This is a genomic window from Haladaptatus sp. ZSTT2 (genome assembly GCF_037081775.1).
In the GTDB taxonomy this organism is placed as follows: domain Archaea; phylum Halobacteriota; class Halobacteria; order Halobacteriales; family Halococcaceae; genus QDMS2.
The window spans coordinates 191,611-215,116 of sequence record NZ_JBAMHQ010000002.1 but is presented as its reverse complement, the minus strand read 5'-3'; the positions used below and the strand labels follow the sequence as shown (position 1 = coordinate 215,116).

15 protein-coding genes and 1 pseudogene are annotated in these 23,506 nt (G+C 52.5%); 5 read left to right on the top strand and 11 right to left on the bottom strand.

Annotated features, from left to right (window positions below; all coding sequences use genetic code 11):
• Window positions 1-129: 129 nt before the first annotated feature.
• Window positions 130-3,261: a helicase-related protein gene (locus V5N13_RS15865; protein WP_336361737.1), complete on the bottom strand. Its 3,132-nt coding sequence runs from the start codon at window positions 3,259-3,261 to the stop codon at window positions 130-132.
• Between the two features lie 1,032 nt (window positions 3,262-4,293).
• Between V5N13_RS15865 and V5N13_RS15860 the strand changes: the two genes are divergently transcribed.
• A complete protein-coding gene (locus tag V5N13_RS15860; RefSeq protein WP_336361740.1) occupies window positions 4,294-4,779 on the top strand; it encodes a hypothetical protein in 486 nt (161 codons plus the stop codon).
• A gap of 285 nt (window positions 4,780-5,064) precedes the next feature.
• Here V5N13_RS15860 and V5N13_RS15855 read toward each other — a convergent pair.
• The 6 genes and pseudogenes from V5N13_RS15855 to V5N13_RS15830 all read right to left on the bottom strand — a co-directional run.
• Window positions 5,065-5,550 (bottom strand): annotated as a pseudogene (locus tag V5N13_RS15855) (DEAD/DEAH box helicase); the annotation flags it as partial.
• 52 nt (window positions 5,551-5,602) lie between these two features.
• Entirely contained in the window at window positions 5,603-11,119 is a 5,517-nt protein-coding gene (locus V5N13_RS15850) for a DEAD/DEAH box helicase (RefSeq protein WP_336361597.1), read from the bottom strand.
• A gap of 2 nt (window positions 11,120-11,121) precedes the next feature.
• Window positions 11,122-11,943 (bottom strand): hypothetical protein, encoded by an 822-nt coding sequence (locus V5N13_RS15845; protein ID WP_336361596.1) that lies wholly within the window; start codon window positions 11,941-11,943, stop codon window positions 11,122-11,124.
• The gene (locus tag V5N13_RS15840) at window positions 11,944-14,994 is read right to left on the bottom strand and encodes a hypothetical protein (protein ID WP_336361595.1); all 3,051 of its coding nucleotides are present in this window, start codon (window positions 14,992-14,994) and stop codon (window positions 11,944-11,946) included.
• Complete coding sequence (locus V5N13_RS15835) at window positions 14,991-15,911, bottom strand: hypothetical protein (protein ID WP_336361594.1); 921 nt, start codon at window positions 15,909-15,911, stop codon at window positions 14,991-14,993. The genes V5N13_RS15840 and V5N13_RS15835 overlap by 4 nt, the downstream gene beginning before the upstream one ends.
• Window positions 15,908-16,777 carry a hypothetical protein gene (locus tag V5N13_RS15830; RefSeq protein ID WP_336361593.1) on the bottom strand — a complete coding sequence of 290 codons (870 nt, stop codon included), beginning with the start codon at window positions 16,775-16,777 and terminating at the stop codon, window positions 15,908-15,910. Before V5N13_RS15830 ends, V5N13_RS15835 begins: the two co-directional genes overlap by 4 nt.
• A gap of 439 nt (window positions 16,778-17,216) precedes the next feature.
• On the opposite strand from V5N13_RS15830, the gene csa3 reads away from it, so the two are divergent.
• From csa3 to V5N13_RS15815, 3 genes are all read left to right on the top strand, one after another.
• Window positions 17,217-17,876, top strand: a complete 660-nt coding sequence (csa3, locus tag V5N13_RS15825) for a CRISPR-associated CARF protein Csa3 (RefSeq protein ID WP_336361592.1) — start codon at window positions 17,217-17,219, stop codon at window positions 17,874-17,876.
• 111 nt (window positions 17,877-17,987) lie between these two features.
• The gene (locus tag V5N13_RS15820; protein ID WP_336361591.1) at window positions 17,988-19,028 is read left to right on the top strand and encodes a HEAT repeat domain-containing protein; all 1,041 of its coding nucleotides are present in this window, start codon (window positions 17,988-17,990) and stop codon (window positions 19,026-19,028) included.
• 71 nt (window positions 19,029-19,099) lie between these two features.
• Complete coding sequence (locus V5N13_RS15815) at window positions 19,100-19,435, top strand: hypothetical protein (RefSeq protein ID WP_336361590.1); 336 nt, start codon at window positions 19,100-19,102, stop codon at window positions 19,433-19,435.
• A 262-nt stretch (window positions 19,436-19,697) separates the two neighbouring features.
• Here V5N13_RS15815 and V5N13_RS15810 read toward each other — a convergent pair whose 3' ends face one another.
• From V5N13_RS15810 to V5N13_RS15800, 3 genes are all read right to left on the bottom strand, one after another.
• Window positions 19,698-20,201, bottom strand: coding sequence for a hypothetical protein (locus V5N13_RS15810; RefSeq protein WP_336361589.1), 504 nt, complete (start codon window positions 20,199-20,201; stop codon window positions 19,698-19,700).
• A gap of 82 nt (window positions 20,202-20,283) precedes the next feature.
• Window positions 20,284-20,616, bottom strand: a complete 333-nt coding sequence (locus V5N13_RS15805) for a hypothetical protein (RefSeq protein WP_336361588.1) — start codon at window positions 20,614-20,616, stop codon at window positions 20,284-20,286.
• A 136-nt stretch (window positions 20,617-20,752) separates the two neighbouring features.
• Window positions 20,753-21,247, bottom strand: a complete 495-nt coding sequence (locus tag V5N13_RS15800; protein ID WP_336361587.1) for a hypothetical protein — start codon at window positions 21,245-21,247, stop codon at window positions 20,753-20,755.
• 382 nt (window positions 21,248-21,629) lie between these two features.
• Between V5N13_RS15800 and V5N13_RS15795 the strand changes: the two genes are divergently transcribed.
• Window positions 21,630-22,817, top strand: coding sequence for a DUF7226 domain-containing protein (locus V5N13_RS15795; protein ID WP_336361586.1), 1,188 nt, complete (start codon window positions 21,630-21,632; stop codon window positions 22,815-22,817).
• A 79-nt stretch (window positions 22,818-22,896) separates the two neighbouring features.
• Here V5N13_RS15795 and V5N13_RS15790 read toward each other — a convergent pair whose 3' ends face one another.
• Window positions 22,897-23,325, bottom strand: coding sequence for an SNF2-related protein (locus V5N13_RS15790; protein WP_336361585.1), 429 nt, complete (start codon window positions 23,323-23,325; stop codon window positions 22,897-22,899).
• Between the last annotated feature and the right edge of the window lie 181 nt (window positions 23,326-23,506).

Below are 23,506 nucleotides of genomic sequence, written 5' to 3'. Positions count from 1 at the left end.
AGGCGGTCGGAAACGCTGTCGGTAGCTGTGGTTGCGGCCAGTGCAGTATAGATACTCTGGGGTGAAAGCCCCCAAATACGCATTGGAGACCTCGTACTGAGGCGTTCACAAAGGGTAGTGATGTCTGTCTTAGTCATCGGTTCGTGATTCGAGGTGGAGATCGTTGGCTAGCAATTCTAGCAGTTCGTCTTTCTCGAATGATTCAGGGTCGTTCTGTTCGACACAGCCATACTGGTAGATACAGAACGGACACCCATTTTCACAGTTACACTTCGACCCTCCCGACAAGAAGGCGTCGCGCATGATGCGAATCGCTTGCTCGAATTTTTTACCGTCGTCCTGCGTCAGGAGGACGGTGATTCCGCTGCCGCCCTCGTCGGAATCGTACACCAACGTTCCGTCGTCTTCGATGGATTCCGGCACTTGCCGGACGCTCACGCCGCCGATGTACTGAAGGGCCACTCGGAGTCCGTGAGCGAACCCGTGCTCCAATTCCTTGTTATCGAACTGGACGCGAACTGCTTTGGTATTGAACCTTGTCGCGGGACGGACCGCGATGCTCTCCCTAGTCGGATGCTCGGGGTTGTTGGTGCAGCACGCAGAATCGCCAACTGTCGCGACGACGCCACTACAGCCTTCGACACCACACATCTCGAAAACGTTCGGTAGTGGGTCTGTTCCGCCGTCTTTGTAGGTGGCCAAGAATTTGGTCGTGGAGGCATGAATGGTGACATCTCCATATTCGAATCGTCCGTGGACGGTACCTTCCTCGTCAACGATGTCGTACGAGACAGATGGGTCGAAGGAGTCGCCTGCATCCGTCACCACGGGCGCGTACGTTCCTTGTACCTCCTGCGAACTCTGGTAGATGCTTGCTGGTTGCAATTGCTGGGCGTTCGGCGTCGACCCAAGTGGGAGGTCATGCTGATAAGCAATTATTCGCTCGGGCACTTTTGTCACTAATCGTTTCAGCCGCGTGCCACACGCAGTACAGTGAGAGGTGTCCGTATCGTATTCTTCAGCACACGTAGGACAGATGGCAGTATCTTCAACCGCCTCACTGAGACGAGCTGATTCAAGTGGTTCCCAGTATACGCGTGTTACGACGTAGGTTTCCCCGTCGTGTAGATAGGCGCTACCAGGATGGAGTTCCGAAAGGGCGATACGTCGATCTCGAGTCCCGTCATTGACGGTCTCGAAATCCTCGCCAATGAGTTGGTAATCAACTACATCGCCCACAGAGCGCAGACCAAATGCCGAGGGACTTTCCCGGCTCAGATACTTGCCGAAGTCCATCCCTTCGAGGCGCGTGAGGTAGTCGGATAACAGATTAATCCGGCGTCGAATCTGCTGTTTCTGCTCTTCCAATTCCTTTTTTTGCTTGAGGTCCCTCGATCGGCGAGTTTCACGACGGATGTCTGACCGTTCATCTTCTAATTCTATGAGGTCACTGTCAATGGCCGCCCACTGCGTGTCGTAGAGGTCGATAATGGTCTCTTCGAGACTCTTGTGGTCTGGTGTACCCGTCAGGACGCTTGCGATCACGTCATCGAACATGTCGAGAACGGGTTCGACTGTACCACTGCACTCAGGTCTGTTACACGAACCGTTGTAACCTTGGGCGTGTTTGCGACCACAAACGGAACACGACCCGAATGCAAGAATATCCGTCAACCACTGCTCGACGCTGCTGGGATTATCGTCAATGACTGAACGAAGTGCTTCGAGTGGTGCCTCCTCACCTGTATGTTGGACTTGTGTGTTAGAAGATGCCAACAATCCAGTGAAAGGCAGTACATCGTTGGGGCGTGGGTCGGTGCGTGGCGTTGGCGGTTCTTTACACACGACATAGTCGTCGAGACCCGTCTGGTCACGACGCCAAGGGAGCCAGTATGTCGAGGTGACCCAATCCAGGATAGCCCAGGTGAGCGATTGATGAAGGACTTCCCGGTTGACCTCGTTGAGAGGAACCTGTTGTGGGTCAGAAGCAATGAGTTCCTCAGGGTGTTCGTAGTAGTAGTAATCGATGGGATTTCGCTGACTCACTGAATGAATTAACGAATTTCCAGACGCACGACCCGCTCGACCTATCCGCTGGAGATAAGAGTTCGCGTTCGGTGGTGTCCCGTACAGGAGGAGAGTGTTGAGGTCACCGATGTCGACGCCGAGTTCCATTGCTGGACCGGAAGAAAGGAAGTGGGGGTAGCGACCCTGTCTGAATTGGTACTCCAACTTTCTGCGTTCCTCACGGTCGGTCTGACCGTAGTAGGCTCTCGCAAGCAACATCATCGGGTCACCTGTTGTCACCTGTTGTGCACGAAGAGAAAAATGTGGATGGGAGAAAATTGCCCGTTGCTTAAGGGGAATGGTGAACTCCACAACATCATTCGGGGCTTCGATCAGATCCATCGAGAGTGAAGTGATGAACACAGATTCACTTGGACTGTAATGGGCTGGCGTCTCGTCACCAACGACGGCACACTCGACTTTCTCCTCGTTTACGAGAACGTAACGACTCCCGTCGTCCTCGGTGCGGTTGACATACCCTTTTTCTATCAACAATTCAATATGATTCTGACCACCCTCGACTTCCTCGATGAGAGATGGTTCGTAGCGGTGATTTTGCGAGATGAGAGCCGAGAGAATCTCGCGTTCGCCGTCTGAAAGAGCACCGATATCATCGGTCAAACGGATGTCTACGAGTCCCTCATCCAGTAGTGGAGTACCCCGATATCGCTCACTATACTTACCTGGGAGAACCCTCGACACCATTTCCTCAACCAGGTATTCGTTTTCAGACTGATCATAACCAAGTAGGTTTTCGAAAATCTTTGGGGGGCGACCCGAGTCGCCAGCGAGATCTGCTTCGTACTGCCTAGCAGCCGATTTCCCACGTTCGATGACAGCTGAAAGCGGCGCCCATCCCGAATTATCGACTTCAGACCGCACGCTTTCAACAAACAACTGGTCGAAGAAGAATGATTCCTCGGGTTCGCGGAAGTTGCGTTCCAATTGTTTCATGTCAGCTTGGCTGTCAGCAAATGAGAGCAACTTGGTCTCTTCGAACGTCTCTGGATCACTTGGGTCGGCAAGGGAGCGTAACAAGTAACGGGCCGTCGTCACAGCTACGTTTGCTGGACTGCGGAGCATCGAGTCGTATCGCTTGCTCTTTGAGTACGTTTCTCGCCGATTCTCGTGGAAGCAGGGGAGTCCGCCAGGGAAATCGCTCGCATTTCTGATACGGCCGTTATCATCGACCATACTGAAATTCCTTGAGCCGTGTGCTCGAGTAGTCGTCTCCGTGTTTTCACACCCACAATCGTGTTGGCCGTGTGGAAGGAACCGTTGCTCACAGGAATCACATTCGGCTACCATTCGAATGTCGAAGAGAGCTGACCGCACGAACCGTCGGTTTCCACAACTACACGTCGCCGGTGGCCGGCCGAAGAAAACCTCGTCGCAAGATGTGTCGCTACAAACCCAGCCGAGAAACCGCTTTGGTGTCAGGTCTCCTTCACAGCCGTTAGCCGTGCACTCTTGCCCTTCAGGGTCTTCGTAAACGCTACCACACTCGGTGCAATACTGCACGTGGTCGTCTGATAAGGGTTCGAGCGCCGGTTCATGACACGACCGACACGTCGGTTCTTGAGCGTCAGATAGATTGATAGACTCACCGCACTCGGGATTCGAGCAAACGTGAGCGTCCATGGCATTATTGAGCACGAGCTGTGCGTCACAAGTGGGGCAATCGTGGACGTGGTCGAGCTTCTGTCGATGCCCACAGTCAGTACACTCGTAGAACGGCCGCCAGAAAACGCGCACCATCTCTGGGGTTTCACCTTCGATAGTCTCACACAAACATTCTTTTCGTTGGAAATACTCGAATCGGCCTTCCTCCGAGGTGACAGTATGAGGAGCGAGTCGCTCACAGTGAGGACAGAACCACGACTCCAGTGACTCTTCCCCACACAGGTTACACAAAGAGAGTTTCGTGACGAAGTGGTGATTGCACTCTGCACACGTCGATTGTGGTGTGTCGTACACCGTTCCACAGTTGATGCAGGTGTAGTACCCATCGAGTGGCCAACTGAACAGATGCGCGCGCCGTTCAAGGATGCCAGAAACCTCCCCTATCGTGATGAAGTTCGAGACGACAATTTCTGCCTGCGCTTCGGTCAGATTCGCCACTTCGATAAGTCGGTGCTGTAATTCGTCCGGCCGGAGTGGTTTCTCGCGCAACGCAGCGTAAATGCCGCGGACAAATTCTAGCGGGCCACCCGTTTCTTCGACAAGATGCTCGTAAAGCGCCTCGCTGATTACGTCATCATCTTCGCTTTCGACACCGGCAGCCTCGAGCGCTTGCGTGCCTCCCTCGTGTTCACCGTTGAAAACCGCTCTGCGAGTAAGTTTTTCATCCGTGTAAACCGAGGGGATGTCGAGGGGGAACGCAGCCTCAATCGTCCGCGCTTCTTCTTCGACCACGGCGATGTTTGGGTCGATGAACGGGTTGATGCGCTGGAAAACAGAGAGTTTATTCTCAACCGTCGCACTCGCTCCGACAATTGTGAGGTCGTCGTCACCCTCGCTTTCGTAGCCATTGAGTTCCTGTCGCTCTCGGATGTACCGACGCATCAAGGTGGACGTGAACGACCCGAAGAGTTCAGAGTACTCGTGGATCTCGTCAAACACGAAGTACTTCGGTTCGGCGACGAACCGTTGTTGCTCCTGGTCTTCGTTGATGTTGAACAGTCGGTAGTTGATCGTATCCGGATTGGTTAGCAGGATGTCCGCTGGTGACTCAATGATTGCCTCACGCGTGACTTTGATGAACTCGAACGAGAGGTCTGTGTCGTGGTCTTCGAGTGGTTCAACGACGAGCGAACCATCTGAGCGCTGTCGAACCGTCAGTGAAGAGTCGCACTCGCCACACGGACAGTCGAAGTATTGGAAGGTCGTCTGGAGATACGACAGTTCATCAGGGTCTCTTCGCTTGGTATCACCATCGAAGATTCCGACAGTGACATGATCGGCTGGTGGACGGTCATGGTTGAGCGTAAAGAGGTAGTCGATAAGGCGTTTCAACTGGTCTTGGGCGAGCGCCTTCGTTGGATACGTCAAGATACACTTGACACTGTTCGGGGGGTGCGCAGCGTGCTGTCCGGCTTTCGCCTCTAGGATGAACTGAAGGATGGGTATAAGCCACCCCTCGGTCTTCCCCCGTCCCGTACTCGCCGTCAATAATGTGTGGTGGTCTTCGAGAATGTTCTCTATCGAATCTTCCTGAAATTCGAACAGCGATCGAAAGCCCGCTTCCGTGAACGTCTCGATGATATCTTCGTGAAGATCGTGTGCTTTGGCATAGTCCTCCCACGATGTGTCACTCACTCGTGGCAGGTCAAGGACCTGTAGATAGGGGCCCTTGGTGCGGATGAATTCTGGAAGGTCGGCTTCCAACGATTCACCACTGGCACCGTGATACCGTGAGATGAGGTTCTTAGTAGCCCAGTGGGGTTGGGAACCTGCGTAGGTTTCGGCGTACGATTCTCGCATCGTGTTGGCGACGTCAAGTGGGTCGAATTCCATGATAAATTAGTGATTGTGATTATTCTGTTTGCTGTGATTCAGGGTCGTCCAGTTCGACGGGTGCTAACACCAAGTCATGTTGTTGTAAGAGTTCTCTGAGACCATCACGATTGAACGACCGTTGGTCATTGCGGACGTTACAACCGTATTGGTAGAGACACGACGGGCACCCGCTTTCACACTCACAGTCGAACTGGTCACGCATGAGTGAGATTGCTCGGTGGAACGAGCGATAGTCACTTCCAGACCGTTCGAAGAGTAGTCTCGCGACATCAGACCCGCCTTCTTCTGATTCAAAGATGTCGATGTCGTGCTCACCAACGTGTTCTGCGAGTTCTCGAATACTGACGCCCCCGAGATACTGTAGTGCGACTCGGATACCGTGAGCCAATGTGTGTGACAGTTTTTCGTCATTTAGACGAATGCGGATTCCCTGAGTATCGAATTGATAGCCAAGGCGAACGAGGACAGAGTCTGCACCTCGGCCATCGGGGAAGTGATCTGAGTCTGCGCTACACCGTCGCTGTTCGTCGGTATCGCGGTATATGACTCCCTGACAGTTTTCCTCGCCACAAACTTCGAACGGAGTGTCCCGAGCGTCGACTTCTCCGGATTTATACTTCATTCGGTATCTGGAGGTGTGGAGCAGTACCGAATAATCTCCAAGTGCAATCGTTCCAAGGGAGTTACCATTCGCAGTATTGACCTCGAACGTTCTGAGGGGGTCAAACGAGAGAATTGAGGTCTCTCGCTCCGCGTACGTATTCTGGACCTCTTGGTTTGGTTCACTATGCAGGTATCGTGCCTCGTCACCCTCGGCCGTCAGCTGGAGGTTATCGTGATATGCGTCGACCGTATCTAATACCGCGAGTTGGCGGCGTTTCAGGGGCGCCTCAGTTCCACAGTCACACTCGGTCGTTTCAAGGTTGTACGTGGAGAGACACGAGGGGCAGACAAGTTCATCTGCGAGGTGTCCTTCATCCATTGAGGCACTCACCAACTCACGGAGGTCGGACCCAGCTTTTTCGTCCAACCGGACGCGAGCAACGGTGTAGGTTTCTCCTGCGTGGAGATACGCTGCTCCTGGATGAAGTTCAGTGATTGCCATCTGCATCGCTCGGCCACTCCCACTGTCGCCAACCCGTTTGCGTTTGTATCCCTCTTCGACAAGAGTGAGTCCTGCGCTAGTTGCGACACTCCGCATCGAGAAGTCGTACTTACTCGCTCGAGATTCTCGAAGGAAATCGAAGTACGTCGTCCGCCCCAGCGTCGTGAGATACTCATCGAGCACCTGGATTCGCTCTTTAAGTCCACGGCGGTGGCTGATGAGACTTCCTCGGTCTTTTGACGATGCGGTTCGTTGTTCTCGACTCAATTGACGATCTTCCAGCCGTAACTGCTCTAAGTCCTCTTCGAGATCGTACCGGTAGTTACGATAGTGAGTGATGTACCGATTGGCAAACTGGTCGATCGCCTCGTCGACCAGGTGACCAAACTGCACAGCGGCGACTAATATATTCCCATCACAGTTTACTGACTCACACTGCTCTCGTTCGTCTGCAAGACCGTATCGGCGTTCACACTCCCTGCAATACCGGTATTCGAGCAGCGATTGCAGGTAATTTTCCAATTCTAATTCGTGGTCTGAAACCACCTCAGCGAGAACGGAAAGGCTCGAGTGGTCAAACTCGAGTGAGAGTGTCTCCGCCGAGAGCGACATCACGTGGGTGAGTTTACTGGCACCTGCACGTTCGCTCTCATGGCGACTGTGGAGGCGATGATATGTGTCTCCACCCTCGATGGACCGTGCTCGTCCATGGTGGCTGACCGACCATGGAATCGAGAAGTTCGCCGCGATGAAATCAAATATCGCCCACGAGAGCGACACACGCAGCACTTCTTCGTTATGTTCGTTGAGGGGGACTGGCGTTGGTTCTGCGGCGATGAGTTCGTCTGGGTGATCGTAGTAGTAGTAATCGATCGGGTTGCGCTGGCTCACCGAATGAACCATCGACGAGTGCGAACTCCGACCTGCTCGACCTACCCGCTGGAGGTAGGCGTTCATGTTCGGTGGCGTCCCGTACAGTAAAAGCGCATCGAGTGCTCCGATGTCGACACCGAGTTCCATCGTCGGTCCAGACGAAAGGTGGTGTGGGTAGTTCTCTTCGCGGAAGAGGAATTCCAGTTCACGGCGTTTGCGCTTATCGGTCGTTCCGAGATACTCCTCTGAGATGAGAATGCGCAACTGTGAGTATGCAACCCGGTGAGCACGCTGTGTGAACCGTGGGTGAGTAACTGCCGCGAGTTCTGCTATCGACGCATTCGACGGGACAGCACCGTTACTATCGAGGCCGAATTGATGGTGGAGCGTTGTGTAATACCGCTCGGTCGTCGGGTCGAATCGAATACTATCATCCGTTCCAGCTACGGTGACTTCCAGCGCTGCTGGGGCGAACGAGACGTAGTCTTCTGTGTTTCCGTAGGTGAGGAATCCGCGGTTGACGAGGGATTCGATAACGGTCGGTGCTGTCCGATCTGGACTCGGGTCGGTTAAGTTTTCGATGCGGTAGTCGTTCCCGTCCGCTACGAGTTGGCGAACGATGTCCCGTTCGTCAGGTGCCAATTCGTCGAGCCCCGGTGTAAACCGAACGTCGAGGAGTCCAACGGCAGAGAGGGGCGCATCTCGCTCGCCTAGACGTTGATTGTACGTGTGGGAAAGCGCCCGACGGATCAATCGGTCTCGGATGGCATCATTGTCATCCCATCGTTTTCGAGGTTGGTTCTTCAGCCGAGATTTCAACGAGAATTCGACGTTGCGAGCTACCCGTGGTGGCTCGAGTGTGTCATTGAGTGCTTCGATTGAGGCATCCGCATTCTCAAGTACGGCCTCGAAAGAGACCCAAGACTCGTCATCGATAGAGGTGGCGCCTGTTATCAGTAACTGGTCAAGGAGCGTTTCGACCTCTGGTTCCGAGAAGTCTCGACTGAGTTCCTTCATGTCGCGATGTGAATCTGCGAATGAGAGGAGTTTGGCTGCTTTGTGTCCCTCCTCATCGGCGACCGCACGCAAAAGATACTGGGAAGTGGTGACAGCGAGGTTGTTCGGACTCCGCATCAGTTCATCGAACCGACGGCCGATTTCGTAGCGTGCGTAGCGGTGACGGCACGCCACCGCCGTAGGTTGTGAACGCAACGAGTGGATCCATCCACGCGAGTCGAGTGTTTTGTACGCCTGATGCGATCCCGTTCGTGGACGCACGTTGGGGTCAACGCAGTCACATCCGCTGTCCCCAACAAATGCGGTGTCACATTCAAGGCAGTGGGAGTCGGTGATGATTTCGAAGAACCCACGCTGCACGAACGTCGATATCCCGCAATCACATTGGCGCGGAGTGGAGTTGAAATGTATTCGCTCGCATGAGTCATTCGTACAGACCCACGGAACGTACCGCGTCGACGAAAGCGAGGCAGAGCATTCAGTGCAGGTATCTGGGACATCATTGTTGTACGTCGCCCCGCATTCGATACAGTCTATCGGCCCTGAAGTAGTTGCTACGTCGAGAGCAGGGCTCTCACACCGACCGCAGATTTGTTCTGCTCGATGAGTCTTTTCACAGGTTGGGTTTATGCACGTAAACTCTGCGCTGGCCGTTCTGACCGTTCTCGATCCACAGTCGAGACACTCGTGGATCGTTGTGCGTTCTGTGTGGTGGCCACAGTCACGGCATTCGAAATACGGCTTGAACGTCACCCGAATCATCTGGGTCGTTTCATTGCGGGCGGTCTCACAGCGACGGCAGACGTGTTCCTCGTCGTGGCCAACCGACCCATGTTCAGTCGGGGTATATGGTTCGAGTTGGTGGCACGACGGACAGGACCAAGCCACTAGATACTCATCACTGCAATGGCGACAGTACGTCGACCGTGTCACGAACGAGAAACCACATGTTCGACACGAGTCCTGTGGTGACCGGTACACTGTCTCACAGGCTGCGCACGCGTAGAACCCATCGATTGGCCAAGAGAACACGTGGCTTCGATTCTCCAATAGCCCAGAGAACTCTCCGAGTGTACGCACGTTGGCGATGAGTCGGTCGGTTTTCTCGTCGTCGAGTTCGAACCTCTTCGACAGGCGGTTTTTGAGGTCCTTTCGAGTGCATGGTTCGTCGTAGAGTAACTGATGGACAAGCTGTACCACCTGAACTCCTTCGTCATCGGTTTCTCCTGTAAGGTGGTCGAACAATGCGTCGCTGACGAGCGTTTCGCGCCGATCTCGATCGAAACTCGTCGCGTCTGCCAACGTATAATCGAATGCATCCAACCCCGGTACGCTGTCATCTAAGGTAGCGGTCGCTTCCAGAATGCGATCGACAGAGATCGACTCCGTCGTGAACGCTGCCGGGACACGGGAAGGGGTGACAGCTGTGAGTTTCCGGGGTGATTCGCTCACTTGCGTGACGTCGACAGCACCACTGACCTTCTGGAACAGTTCGAGGTCGTTTTCAACGGTCGCACTGCTTGCAATGAGTTGAAGGTCGCTTGTTCCCCGGGAGTTCCGGAGCGATTGGATGCGCTTCATCAGCGTTGACGTGTAACTACCAAACAATCCATCGTAGGTGTGGACTTCGTCGAATACGAGAAATTCGGGTTCGTAAATGAATCGCTGATGTTCGTCTTCTGCGTTAATGTTGATGAGTCGGTAGTTGATTGTATCCGGGTTAGTCAGTATGATATCGACGCCGTTTTCGAGGATATCGTATTTCGTCAGTCGAAGGAAGTCCAGTGGAACGTCGTACGGCGTGTCATCCTCACAGCTCGCTTTTTCGGGGATGAGTTTGAAGCGGTCGACGGTGTTTCTGATACGGACGCCACCACCACAATCCTGGCATTTGCTAAGTTCGGGATTGAATCCAGGACATGCGAAATGTCGAAACGTAGCGTTGAGGTACCCCTCCGAGCCTGACTCGCCGACGTTTCGAGGCGTATCGCCGTCGTAGATGCCGACGGTAATGCGGTCTTGTGAGGGGAGTTGCTTGTTGATGAGGTAGAGATACTGCAAGAGACGTTTCAGTTGGTCTTGGGCAAGCGCCTTCGTTGGGTAAATGAGCGTAGCTTTGACACTCGTGTCGTCCCTGTTTTCTGCCTCTTTCAGTTCGAGAATGCGGTTGAGGATGGGGATGAGCCATGCTTCTGTTTTACCCCGACCCGTCGCAGCTGTGATGACTGTGTTGTCGCCAGAGAGGATGGCCTCAACACTGCGTTCCTGGAAGTCGTAGAGTCGCTCGAACCCGATTTTCGAAAATGCAATTCGTATACGGGGGTCGAGGCGTGTCGATTTGGCGAATTCCTCCCAGGATCGGCCACTCCAATTCGGAATGTCAAGCGCCTGGAGGTACGGACCGCGGATACCAGTGATGTCGTCTTCACCCTCTGCGAGGCGATTGGCGACACTCCTGGCTGCCCGGCCGCCACGACCAATGAAGTAGTCGTGGTAGGCAGCTTGCATTTGTTCTGCGCGAAAGACGGGGTCTTGCATGATTAGAGGCTCAGTTCAACGGCAGATTCGAGTTCGGGGACGTTCTTCATCTCGGTGAGCGAGTCAAGGGAAACGTCAGCAAGGGTAAGTCGCTTGGATTTGCTGAGTTTTTTGATATCTTCGATGGTGGATTTAGAGAGATTGTGTTTCGCCTGGAAGTCGTCGAAGCTCTGGAGTGATTGGTACTCCTCCCAGTTGCTGGTCGCGTTCCCCCACTGGTCGACGAAATTCGACGCGCTCCCACTTGGGTCCAGCAACTGGTTGCGGAGGAGCTTTTGCAAGTGTGTTAGGGTGCGGGCGAAGTCGGTGTTCTTCCCTCCGATGATTTTCTGCAGTTCCTCTGCAGCCGTGACCTTCGTCTTCCAACTCTTCGCCTCTTTCTCGAGTTGGTCTACGATAGTGTTCGTGACATCATCTACCTGCGTCTTCGCCGACTGAATCTTCGAAATCTGCGTCTTGACTTCTGGAGTTAATTCATCGGAATCGTACCCATCATCAGACGGGAGGGCTGCTTCCTCGGCGAACTCGCCGCTTTGTAAGTTCGTCAAGAGAGTGTCCTGGGTTACGGCTACTGCCTTCTTTGCCTGGGTAACCGCGGTCCGCACCATGGTTGGTGCAGACTCGTCGAACGCACCTTCGAGAACCGCGGTGTAGTACTGCAGGTCACTGAGCGAGGTGGCGAGGCTATCCAGTTCTCGATTGAGTTCGCGAATGTTTGTCCGTGCGACAGACACGTGAAATTGCGTGTTTTGTGCTTGCTTGTGCTCGCGTGCTTTGGTTTCGAGCGCTTCGATGGTTGTCGGTAGTGATTGGTTACTTGACATTTAAATGTCCTTTGTGATGGAGAGGATAGACTGGCGTTTCTTCTCGTACTCACTGAATTCAGAGAGTTGTTTGATACGGTGGTCGAGGTTTACTCCTTCTGCGTGGTCTTGATCTTGCAACTCGCAAATGAGCGAGTCGAACGCTTCGTAAATCTTCCAGGCCTCCTGTTCGTGCCGACTTCGAGCGTAGTCGTGGAGGTGGGAGACAAGTTCCACACCGGATGCATCTTCCATTTCTTGGAAGGTTTCGAGATCGGAGCGGAAGTCTGTAAGACGGACTTTTTCTGGGGATTCAGTAAGGATGTTGTAGGCTTCCTCGCAGCTCGCGCTGATGGGTACATCCATTGCCCCCGCACAGGTTCGTAGCGTCTCGAACCACTCGGCGAGTTGATCGACACGATGACTACTATCGAACCACCGCTCGACCGGCTTGAGGGCTGACTGGATGTGTGCGGCGTCTTCCTCGACCGTCAGACGGTCAAGTTCCTTCGCGTAGTCTGAGACCGCCTTCAACAACGTCGAGACTTTCGTTCTTGCCTGATTCCGTGTGGTTCCAATTTTGTAGGCGTCGGCTAGGTCACCGATGTCAATCATCATCGCGGCGTCGACGTACGCGACGTAGTTAGCTGCTACTTCCTGGCGTGCCGCAGATAAACGGTTGAAGTCGACGACGTTCGACTTGAGGAGGAAGAAACCCTCGATGAGGTCGGCGATATCGCTGGATCGCGTCGACAGATTGGTGAAGGCATGTCCGAACGCACTGTCTTTATTGAAGTGTTCGACAATCGGTTTCCCGTACGGTTGATTACTGTCGTACTCCTCGAACACGAGCTCCGAAGATAGCGTTTCATTTTCGATTTCCGCGCCCCGCCCCGCGTTGATGAGGAAGAATTGGGCGAGGATGAGCGTCTTCTCGATGGTGAGGTCACCAGGGAGGCACGATTCTACCTCCGCTCGCATGTCGTGCTTGAACTGAGCGACGTTTGTGTCTGCCCACGCGCGAAGTTGATCGAAGTTCGTCGTCTCCGGGTCGAACATGCCGAAAAGCCCATACTCGAGCATCGGGGTGTAGAGGTCTGCGTGGTCTGTGCCGTACTCGAGTTCGACATCGATAGTCGACTGTCGCTGTTGGTCTCCCTGGATGGACACTGGAATGGTGTTACCCTTGGCGTGGTAGATAGCGCCAGCAGACCGAGTTGACGCATTCGGATTGCTGAGACGTGTCGGGTCATGCCATCGCTCCAGTGCCGCAACAGCGCCAGCGTGGAGCGTGTCAGAGCTCGGGTAAGCCTCCCCACTTGTCACCCAGTCCTGGAACTCCTGGACCTTTCGCTGTTGCTCTCGCTGCTCCTCAGTGAGTTCTGTTTCGTCCACGACGACGACCTCCTCTTCATCGTCTTCGATCTCATCGTCAACCTCAACCTGCTCCTCTTCCTCGTTGAGGTCATAGTTGGGAGTCGGTGGATTCTTGATTTTGTCGATGATGTTGGTTCCTTTGCCCTTTTTAAATACCACGTAGTCTCCTTTGACATGAGCGACGCTGCTGTCGGGAAGGTCGATCCCGAACGTTTCGAAGATACCGACTTTGACCCCGATGCCACCATCGGTCGCACCGTCTTCGACAGGGACACCGTACCATCTACTGATGTCCTGATAGATTTGATCGTACTTCATGTCGATGGCGAAGGTTGGCGTGTCAACGAACGGATTTGTCTTCATCGCCTCGTACGGCAATAACGACGATTTGAGGCAGTGTTTCACCACACGGAGCAAGAGCAACCGAGGCGTTTTCCGTCCACCCTCATCGTTGAGTTGCCGGTACGCAACGTGGATGAAGTGTTCGTTGAATGGATAAAGGCCATCGAACGCTGCTTCCACTTCCTCTGGGACGCCACTCCCGCTAGAGTTGCGCTTTATCGCATCGAGATACGAGCGAGCGAGGGCAACCGACACGTCGTCGTCGAGGAAGTACGCTTCACCCTTTTCGTCGGTCATCGTGAGATACCCCTCACAGCGCCCACGCATGTACGTGGCAGCGTCTTCACGTGCGAACGCGTCGTTCAGGTTGTCCTGCTCCCAGCCAATCGTCCACCCGAGGACGATATCGAAGTTGCTGCTGCTAAGTTCGAAGATATGGTCTAAGAGTTGCTCCTTTAGAACACTGAACGTCGTGAGATCCTCACAGATGAGCACCGGGCGAATGCCACGTTCCAGGTACTTCTCAGAGTACTCCTGGAGTTGTTCTTTGAAGTTCCCGACAAGATTATCTGAGAGGTATTCGTGAGCCTGATTCTTCAGGGAAGGAAAGATGAGGTCTTGATTCTCCCGTAGCTTGTCGCCAAAACTCAATGTGAGGCGAAGTTCACGGTAGTCGTGTTTCGTCAGCAGTTGGAAATCGGGATTTTCATCGCGAGAGTCGAGTGCTCGTTGGTACTCCTCGATGTTCTTGGCGAAAATCTCCCGTAAATCTGTGTGGTCATCGCGCTTTTCGGTTAGTTCATGGAGTTCTTCGTCAGAGAGAAGGTCTGTAGGCCAGTACCCACGGAGGAGACCCACGATAGGGTCTGCCAAGTCGTGTGGGTTGCTCCCCTGGATGTTGCGGACGTTCTTGTCGATTCCCAGTGGTTCGGTGAGAATTTTGATGATCTGGTCGATCTGGGTTTGGCTTCGAGAAACGTGGAGGGCCTCGTAGTTCTCGACGCCGTCGTCTTCGTCCCCATAGCCGTTGATGCGGTATCGAAGCCACTCACAGAGTTGGCTCTTACCGGCGCCTGGTTCACCGCGGACGATGAAAATCCGGTTCGGATCATTCAGATTTGACCGAGTGATTGACTCTAATACGTGTTCCTGGGTGACGAAATCGCCAGAAACACCAATTGGCGTCAAGTTATCTGCGTAGATTCGGTCGATGTCGACGTGTGTTTCCTTGAACTGCTCTGGCGTCTTGTTCTTTGCGTGTGCTTCCGAGGTGATGAAGTGGTCGACTAACTCATCGTCCCAGTAGCGCGGTAAATCGTTGTCTGTCCGTGTATCGGATGCTGGTTGGCTCATTTGTGAATCACGACCTGATCAAGTGGATACTGGTATGCCGTTTCAGACGGGCGAGAATCAAGCGAGAAGTGTGTGACACTTTGTCGGTTCCCGCGGACGTTTTTCGAGAGGTCGGTTGGTGGCAACTTCACCTCGTTGCGTGCGTCACCGGGAGCAGAAAGTGTGAGCACACCGTCTGCTTCCATGTTGCGAAGTACGTCGGCGATAGCGGGATGAACTAGCGGCGTGCCTGTTCGTGCTTGGAAGACCGTGAACAGATTGTCGTTGACCCAGTTGAGTGCTCTGTAAAACTCACCGTCTTCGACTGATTCGCTGTAACTCGGTGTTTCATCTTCTTGCCTGGGCGCTACGAGGAGTGCATCGTGCAACAAAGCTCTGCAGGGGCTCAAGAGAATTCCATCATCGGTCTCTGAGATGAGACCCAGTTGTTCACACAGAGTGACCCACATGTTGATTTTCTCATCAGTCCACTCAAACTCGAATGGTGTCTCACGTTTCAGGAGGGTGCGAACCTCGTCGCGGTCGGAATCAATTACGCGCGTACCTGCACTCATCAGTGCTCGGTAGATCCCAGCAAAATGTGACTGCCGTCCCTCCTGTTGATTGCAATTGTAGAGAAGACGTGCTTCAAAGGGGAGATCATCGAACAGCTCGTCGTTAATCCGTTCGACAGTGTCTGTGACGTCACCGGTCGGGCTGTCGACGAGGTCTACCGCGCTCAGAAACCGAAGTGTGTCCTCGATGTGGTCTCTTTCCACCCCCTTGATCGACGGTCGGCCGAATTTCTTCGCCACCTCGGAAACGCTCGTCGTCTCCTGAAGTGAGTGGTAAATGTGTTTCAGTTCTGGTGCTCTCACCGAGATGTACCCAGTGAGGAGTTTGTCAGGCTTACTTTGCGATCGTGTGTATGTGCTCATTGGTGCTCTTCGTGACGGTAGCGGTACTGTTCTAGTCGGTCTGGCTCGAATTCCACCAGCTCTAACATATCTAACATGCGGTTGGCTACGCTCTGGGTGGGCCCACGCTCGGTCCACGAGCGAAGTGCTTCTCGGATGCGTTGTGAGAATCCCTCCAGCACGTTGTCGGCGTCCTCGCGGATGAGGTACTCAAGTGGATCCCATGCTGGACTGTCGGCAGGGATCTGTGTATAGTCGAACAACTCTGGGATGGACCCTGCTGGCAAACCAGCCTGTTTGTGATGGGCAGATACCTGGTGGTAATACAGATTCTGTGTCGTCGACAGCGGTAATCCTGTGTCGACGTGTTCTTCTAGAAATCCCTTCAAGAGACCCTCATAGTCAATGACTGTACTCTCGAACTCGTCGATGAACGACTTGCCTGGATTCCTTGTAATCCTGGGCATCTGTGGCCCATACGTGTCGGTGACGAGAACGTAGAGTGCCCCCTCGGGACGTTCTTGTAGCAATCGGCGAATGACATCTTGGTCGTCATACGGGCGAGACGTATCTTGGAGGTCACCAGTCAGCATCTCCTGACTGACGTAGTGCACTAGCGGAAAGTCGACGTTCGCCACACCGTGTTCTCGGAGATTCTCGTTGGTGACGAGATCGTAATCGACGAGTCGGAGTCCATTATCGTAGATTTCTGGATGCGCGACCCTTTCAAGGCCGAATGCTGCGAGAAGTGGCAATGACCGCAGTTGTGCGCGTGCTTGGGTGCCACCCTTTGCTAATTGTGGATCTCTGATTACGAGAAACGTATCTCTCGTGCCGCCGAAGTTTGGTAGTGTCGCCGTTCCCCCTTTCGTGGTGTCCGAGTTCATCCTGATTCGTATTCCTCCTTTCTTGGGGTGGGTTCGTCGCCCGCAGCATTCGCAAGTCCATAGCCTTCGCTGTGCTCAAATCGACCACCCTGGCAGATGAGCGCCGAATGCGACTGGTTAACAATTCCATTGTAACCGATATAAACTTGTTGGAAGGTTAACACATGCATAGATGTGGCTATCCGTTCCATGGTGCTGGCCACCTGGAAGCGGTTGATGCGAACATGAACCACTTCTCAGTCTACCACCATAAATTTGTCTCGTATGCAACACTTCTGTGTGTGTTGCATGAAAATGAAACAGAGAGGATCGCGGTTAGAACGAATGGGGTATTTTTTCAGAGAATTTTGGTCGTAATTGTCCCATTCGAGTGCGAAGATTGTAGTGACTGTTGCATGATTCCGGAACAGTAACGGTTCGTGGTCCCGTCTAAAGATGCATGCGCACCTACCTCGCCCCACTCGGGTTCGACAGTCGACGGGTTGTCAAACCTGTCTTGAGTCAGGGATTAGATGATAACGACCGAGTCATTCTACTTCAACCGATAGATGGGAGTGACCGCGGTCATGACGCCTTTTCCGACGTCAGAGATGTCCTGACACAAGTAGTACCAAGTCTCCAGTTAGAAACAGAGTATCTACCGTATACTGATTTTGTTGAAACAACACTCCATTGTGTAGATTTGATAAATGACGCAGAGGGCGAACTGATTGTTATTTTAGGTGGAGGTGCACGAGAACTACTCTTACCCCTGACAGTCGCAACGTTCAGTAATGACAACGAAGTCGATACAATCCTCCAAGTCGGAGATATCGATGGAAGTGTACGCCAGATTGCACGCCTGAATCTTAGAGGAAATGTCTCTCCTGCAGAAGAGATTCTTCTCGTGGATCTCGTCAATCTACCCACTCCGCTCTCTATCAGTGGGATTGCCAACGAGCTTGACAAGTCAAAGAGTACGATTGCACGCCACGTCAACAATTTAGAGAACGAGGGGTTTGTGAAGTCTAAGCAGGAAGGGAGAGAGAAAACTATCGAGATCACCGATAGCGGACGAGTCTATTTGCGGGGGAAAAAGAACACCAATTCTAATAACTGAAATGCATTTTTATATATATTTATATTACTAGAGGTAGTAATATCTGTGTGTCTGAGTTGACAAATTACACTCGCGAGCATCTATCCCAGAGATTCACCAGAGGTGGTGTGAATGTCTAACGACCCCCATCCAGATGTAACTCGTGTCGAAAATATGCGAACCCATCTCAAGTTTGACCCGTCAGTGTTCGATCTCGAAATCGCCTTACAGGTGCTGTCAAGTCCATCAGTCGATGCCCGAGTCGACATCCTCCAACTCCTCGCTGACGTCTCATCAAGCAACCCGTGGGATGTCATTGAAGCAGTCCCAACGTTGGAGATACTGTTAGAGGATGAGCCCGTAATCGTTCGTACAACCGTACTCAAGGTGCTGGCTGAACTCGCTGATTCATACCCGGGTGCGGTCGCACCGGCTACTCAATCGATTGCTCGCCATCTCGATCTTCATCTTGGCGACGACACCAATGGCGTGGCTGTGAAGTGTCTTGCCCGTATCGCGTCTGAGTGTCCAGATCAGGTGGCGGAAACCGTTCCGAAACTCGCCGTACTCCTCGATACTGCTGACAGCCAAGTTCAGCGAAATATCATCATCGCGCTGGTTCGAGTTGCGCGAACCCATCCCGAAGAAGTGAAACCGCTCGTTCCGACGTTCAGTGATCTCATCAACAGTGACGACGATGAACTAACAATCGGTGCGACGGCAGCACTCGGTGCCGTTGCAGCTTCGTACCCGAATGTTGGGCGAGATATTATTCCGAACCTCACAGCGCTTCTTGATGATGAGAACAACCGTGTCCGGAACAACGTCGCTGCACTGCTTAGTGAAATCTCCCAGAATCATCACGAGGAGATTGTCGGAGAAACACCTCGATTTATCCAACTCCTTGAAGACGATGACCCGCAGGTTCGATACAACGCAACATCCGTTCTGGCTCGGCTCGCGAAACATCATCCAGAAGCTGTGCGTCCGGCTGTTGGGCCGTTGATTAGCGTTCTCGGTGAAGAGTTCGAGTACACTCGGTCGAACGCATGTTGGGCACTCGGCTATCTCAAAGCAAACGCTGCGCGAAGTCATCTTGAATCGGTTGTTGAGCACGATTCAAGTGCAGAAGTCAGAGCGGGTGCAACATGGGCGCTCAAACAGGTGGAGTGAAGGGTTCGCCATCGATTGCCATCACGCCAGGCAGCCAACTAATTGGGTACCACAATAACCAATGAGAGTACATGATTGACGACGAGTTAGGAGACACTACCACGCTGAACGATCTCGAGTTCCCCGCCCCTCACGACCAATGTGTGGCTGCTGTGCTCGCCACAAGAGAGTACATCCACACACACGATGGGGCAACCAAAGCTGAGATACTGCAAGCGTTCGAACCCGAACAGAACCACCCACTCGGCCACAATGGCCTCAGCGCACGGCTAACGGGTCTCGTTCCGGAATTTCGAGACTGGTGGTGGCAAAAAACTGTAACGCAGGGATTGAACGTACTTCCAGACATCGAAGCGCCGCACGATGAGAATGGAGTATGGCGTCCAATCACTGAAGACGAAAGTTGATTCGAAAAACTAAAGCAATCATTTTCCATCCAAAATCCTCCAGTTTATTGGTTTCGCGAAAACAGTAAATCCGAATTCATTACGTCCGAAGAAATCACAAATTACGCCTTCTGTTGGGTCTCATAGAAAGCATCGAACCAGTCATAATCGTGGGCATCTATATAGGAAATCCAACCGTCAATCCAATATCGCCGCCAACTCTACCGTCTGGCAATAACATAGATTTTCGGATAGCCATGCCACATCGCAATTATAGCAAATATTATTTCTTTTGGTCACTCCACTCCCGCTCAGCTTCCGTTAGCGGGTATTTTCGCTCTGCTCCCTCTGCAACCGCCGCTTTCCCGTGCTTCGGACAGAGGTACCGCCCATCCTTCAGGTTGAACATTCTCGCGCCCTCACCGAAATCCTTTCTCGTCAGACCACATCCCTCGTGCTGGCACGCAAACATGCCTGGTTCGAACTCGACGGTGAATAGGTCGGGGCGTTCGAGCATCTCCAACTCGTCTCTCACCCGTTCCTCGTGAGCTTCGTACCACGGGAACACGTCTTCAGGCTCCACTTCCCCGGCGACGACGCGTTCTGCACGGGACGCGATACTTTCGTCGTAAGTCACTTCACCGCACGCCGAGCAGTCGTACTTGGTGAAACGACCGTCCTCGAACGTAGGGTCGTACCCTTCTTCGTCAAGGTATTCGCCACAGTTCGGGCATCGAGGCGTCCAGTTTTCTCCCATCTCTTTGACCAGGTTGGTTGATTCGTCCATACACCTCATTTGCCGGGGTGTATAATAAATGTCAATCAATCATATTTTGGTAGTGACATCGGATACGTCACTAATTTCTAATTCACGCGGAAACGTTGTAGGCAACGGCGTTTTCTACCTCCCATAGGTCAGCCGCCACAGACTCTTCATTCACTTCGTGACACACGAGAACGTAGAGTTCCGCCCAATTATCCAGCACTGATTTCAAGACGCGATACTGGCGCTCCTCAGCAAACCTGAGTTCACCGTTCGCTTCCGAGCGTATGAAGGTTCCTTGAACCTCGATCCCCCGATAGGCAGTCGCTCTGAACACCTCCGTATCTTCAATGGAGCCATCGTTCGACCCGGGTTGGATGATATGCCACGTATTCTCGCCCGCTGGGCGATACAGGAAAAGAACTGGCTGGCCCTCCATGCGGTGGGATCGTATTTCTGGACGTTCTGGTGATTCCGACCAAACCCTCCGTATTACCGAATGGTTGAAGAGTGCAGGTTCGTCTGCAATCGAATGTGGGTGTATCAAGAATCGCTTTACCACTGGGTCGAACGCTTCAGATGATCCACGTGCCTGTGTGATGGTGAGGTGGGTCTGACTCCGATGAACTGAAAATTGCCATGGCATCGACACGAATCTGTTCCCGTGGCGTGCCGTAGAAACGCTCAAAATCGACCCTGAAAAGGCTGCATTTAGACAGAAGGGCCGACCACCAATCAACGGGTTCGTCCTCGCGAGCGGTGTACAGGACGAACTCGAGATGTATTGTAAACACGATGGCGTTGGACCACTCGTAGACGCATTTGGGCCGGAGTTCGAGCGGCTCGCAAACCAGCTGGCTGGCCCGAATCGGCAGGGGACGCTGGGGCTCAACGAATTCAGACGAATCCGTGACCACAGGTATACGGACACCCTCGATTGTGACCGCGGAGATGGAAGCATTATCGAGGCCTACAGCGACTACGACGTTTCGAACCGAAAGCGAGTGATGCTCTTCAGTAACGATACCGGATTCATAGAGCGAGCACGAGACGCCGATCTGCTCGCCCATCACGTGGCCTTCCCATACGACTTACCTGAAACAACCGTTGGGTCGTGGCAAGCGTTCGAAAACACACTCTACGTGCTATCAGTCATTTTTGGTGTGATCAAACTGCCTGGGATGACGGTATTTGGGGTGTGGAATGGCAAGCAGAGTGGCCACTGGGAGTCAGAACAGGTCGTCGTCGAGTGTCAAAGTGAGAAGTTGGAAGCGCTCATCGAACGACATTTGAAGATACTCGAACGATACCAAGCCCTACAATAATTACACCACTTTCGGACCAATAACAACACTTCCAATAGCAGGGCAAAGGCCACGAAGGAGTTACCAAAATCATGTCCAAATTGAACCATCCAATGGAACTATCAGTCTGTGAATAAAAATAGAACGTATGCCAAACTTTCGATCAAATGCTGATCGAGATCGAGCTATTGCGGAATTGAGAGCGGCTGCGGTATGTCTCACCCCTCAACAGTTTGATCAACTCGCTATTTACCTAATAGAGGAGTTAGACCATGGTGCCATTGTCAGTTTTCTATCCGAAAGTGATAATTGTAGTTGTGATATCAAAGTAAAAACCCCACATCCATTTATTTCAATCTCTTATGGCGTATTTTTAGAGCATATCGCTCCAAGTGAGGCACTATCTTCAGACACAATTAAGAGTGTACGCGAATGTATTTCCCAGCGAAACCTTGAATCAGCTCTCCTTATCACGACCGGTTCTATTACACCAAGCGCACAAGAAATTGCGACAAAAAATGGGTTCAGTCTTATAGCTGGAGACGATCTTGCAAAGCTCCTCCTTGAGCATGAAATTGGAGTGATAAAGCGTGGTGATACTGTGATCCCTGATTCCGACTTTTGGGAATTGTTCCAGGAGCCCGAACGAGAAACGACCATTCCAAGCATAGAGATTCCACAGGCTGATTCACTCGAAAGCCTCCACAAAGTGCTTCTAGCAATAGATGCTGGCAATCATCTTAAATCCGAGATTGCGGAGGCAGTTACGGAACTCGCTGAGGATACATTTGACCCTCGCCAAGCAGATTATTACGGAAATGCAGGATGGCTTCTCGGACTTGTACACAAAGAACGAGGTGCTTCTCGATGGGGGCTCACACGTATTGGACATACCTATCTTAATTATCTCAATACAGGAGAAGAGGAAAACGCTCGCCAGTTGCTCGCCCATCAGATACGGCAGATGGAGGTACTTCGACGTATACTCAGAGTTGTCCGAGCAGAACGATCAGTCACACGCGAGAAGGTGATTGAATTACTGCGAGTAGAGACTGAGCTGAGTGGAACAACGGTCCCACGCCGAACCCGGACTTTGATAAAGTGGCTGGACCGTCTCCCCGAAATTTCAGTTTCAGGTCGGGGAGATTCTCAGCGGATCCAGTACTGCGGCGAACAAGAATCTTCGCAAAGCGATGAATGGGCTGATTCCAGGCCGACCACTCAATTGACCATCGACGAAGTCGTTCCACCCACTTCTAAAAACGAAGAACCAACAGCTGATGGTGGCATTCTCACTGATATCCTGTCATCAATAAACCGCACGACAGATAAGTAATCAAGTTGTAGAAATCACTTCACAAGAGTTGTAATTCTCATCTATCCCTCACTCCCACACATTTTCATACTGACCAACTTCAACGTAATAGCCTGAATCGTTCACCACGGGCTGTGGGACCAGCCCATCGTCGAACGAGCTGAGCAGGGGTGAGCACAAGAAATGACTCGTGTGTATCCCGCAGGTCCATTTCCTTGAGCACCATCCCAATCTCTATTGTTTTCCCTAACCCCACTTCGTCGGCAAACAAGGTACCTGTCCCCATCCCATTGATCGATTGATGGGCGGCAGAGAGCTGATGCTCTAAGAGTTTGATCCTGTCTTGAATCTCCTCGAGTGCTATCAGTTCTTGTTGCCCTTGTTCGATAGCAAGTCGATGTCCAAGCAATGCCTGAAAGTGGGTGGGAGCCCTCTCATCGCCATCTATTCGATGTTCTTCGAGCGAGGGAGGTTCATCAATTGACCAGTTGATCGATGGGCCACCCTCCAATCGTTCCCGTGGTGACATTCCGATAATTCAGTCATTATACCAGTCAACTTAACAGTTGTTCCAAGTTGCTATGATGTGATTATTCCTATCATACTATGAGAATTCCGCAGTCTCTCGTATTATGAGGAAAAATACGATAAAATTTATCTGTATGGCTTGAAAATTTCATGACATATTGTCGCATTCAATAAGATGCCCG

Excerpts from the sequence above, each read along its gene's own strand:
- V5N13_RS15805 (WP_336361588.1), bottom strand. The coding sequence starts at position 20,616 with ATGGAGGGCCAGCCAGTTCTTTTCCTGTATCGCCCAGCGGGCGAGAAT.
- V5N13_RS15790 (WP_336361585.1), bottom strand. The coding sequence starts at position 23,325 with ATGTCACCACGGGAACGATTGGAGGGTGGCCCATCGATCAACTGGTCA.
- V5N13_RS15800 (WP_336361587.1), bottom strand. The coding sequence starts at position 21,247 with ATGGGCGAGCAGATCGGCGTCTCGTGCTCGCTCTATGAATCCGGTATC.
- V5N13_RS15850 (WP_336361597.1), bottom strand. The coding sequence starts at position 11,119 with ATGCAAGACCCCGTCTTTCGCGCAGAACAAATGCAAGCTGCCTACCAC.
- V5N13_RS15835 (WP_336361594.1), bottom strand. The coding sequence starts at position 15,911 with ATGAGCACATACACACGATCGCAAAGTAAGCCTGACAAACTCCTCACT.
- V5N13_RS15815 (WP_336361590.1), top strand. The coding sequence starts at position 19,100 with ATGATTGACGACGAGTTAGGAGACACTACCACGCTGAACGATCTCGAG.
- csa3 (WP_336361592.1), top strand. The coding sequence starts at position 17,217 with ATGCGCACCTACCTCGCCCCACTCGGGTTCGACAGTCGACGGGTTGTC.
- V5N13_RS15840 (WP_336361595.1), bottom strand. The coding sequence starts at position 14,994 with ATGAGCCAACCAGCATCCGATACACGGACAGACAACGATTTACCGCGC.
- V5N13_RS15830 (WP_336361593.1), bottom strand. The coding sequence starts at position 16,777 with ATGAACTCGGACACCACGAAAGGGGGAACGGCGACACTACCAAACTTC.
- V5N13_RS15795 (WP_336361586.1), top strand. The coding sequence starts at position 21,630 with ATGCCAAACTTTCGATCAAATGCTGATCGAGATCGAGCTATTGCGGAA.
- V5N13_RS15860 (WP_336361740.1), top strand. The coding sequence starts at position 4,294 with ATGCTCGTAAAGCGCCTCGCTGATTACGTCATCATCTTCGCTTTCGAC.
- V5N13_RS15845 (WP_336361596.1), bottom strand. The coding sequence starts at position 11,943 with ATGTCAAGTAACCAATCACTACCGACAACCATCGAAGCGCTCGAAACC.
- V5N13_RS15865 (WP_336361737.1), bottom strand. The coding sequence starts at position 3,261 with ATGGTCGATGATAACGGCCGTATCAGAAATGCGAGCGATTTCCCTGGC.
- V5N13_RS15810 (WP_336361589.1), bottom strand. The coding sequence starts at position 20,201 with ATGGACGAATCAACCAACCTGGTCAAAGAGATGGGAGAAAACTGGACG.
- V5N13_RS15820 (WP_336361591.1), top strand. The coding sequence starts at position 17,988 with ATGTCTAACGACCCCCATCCAGATGTAACTCGTGTCGAAAATATGCGA.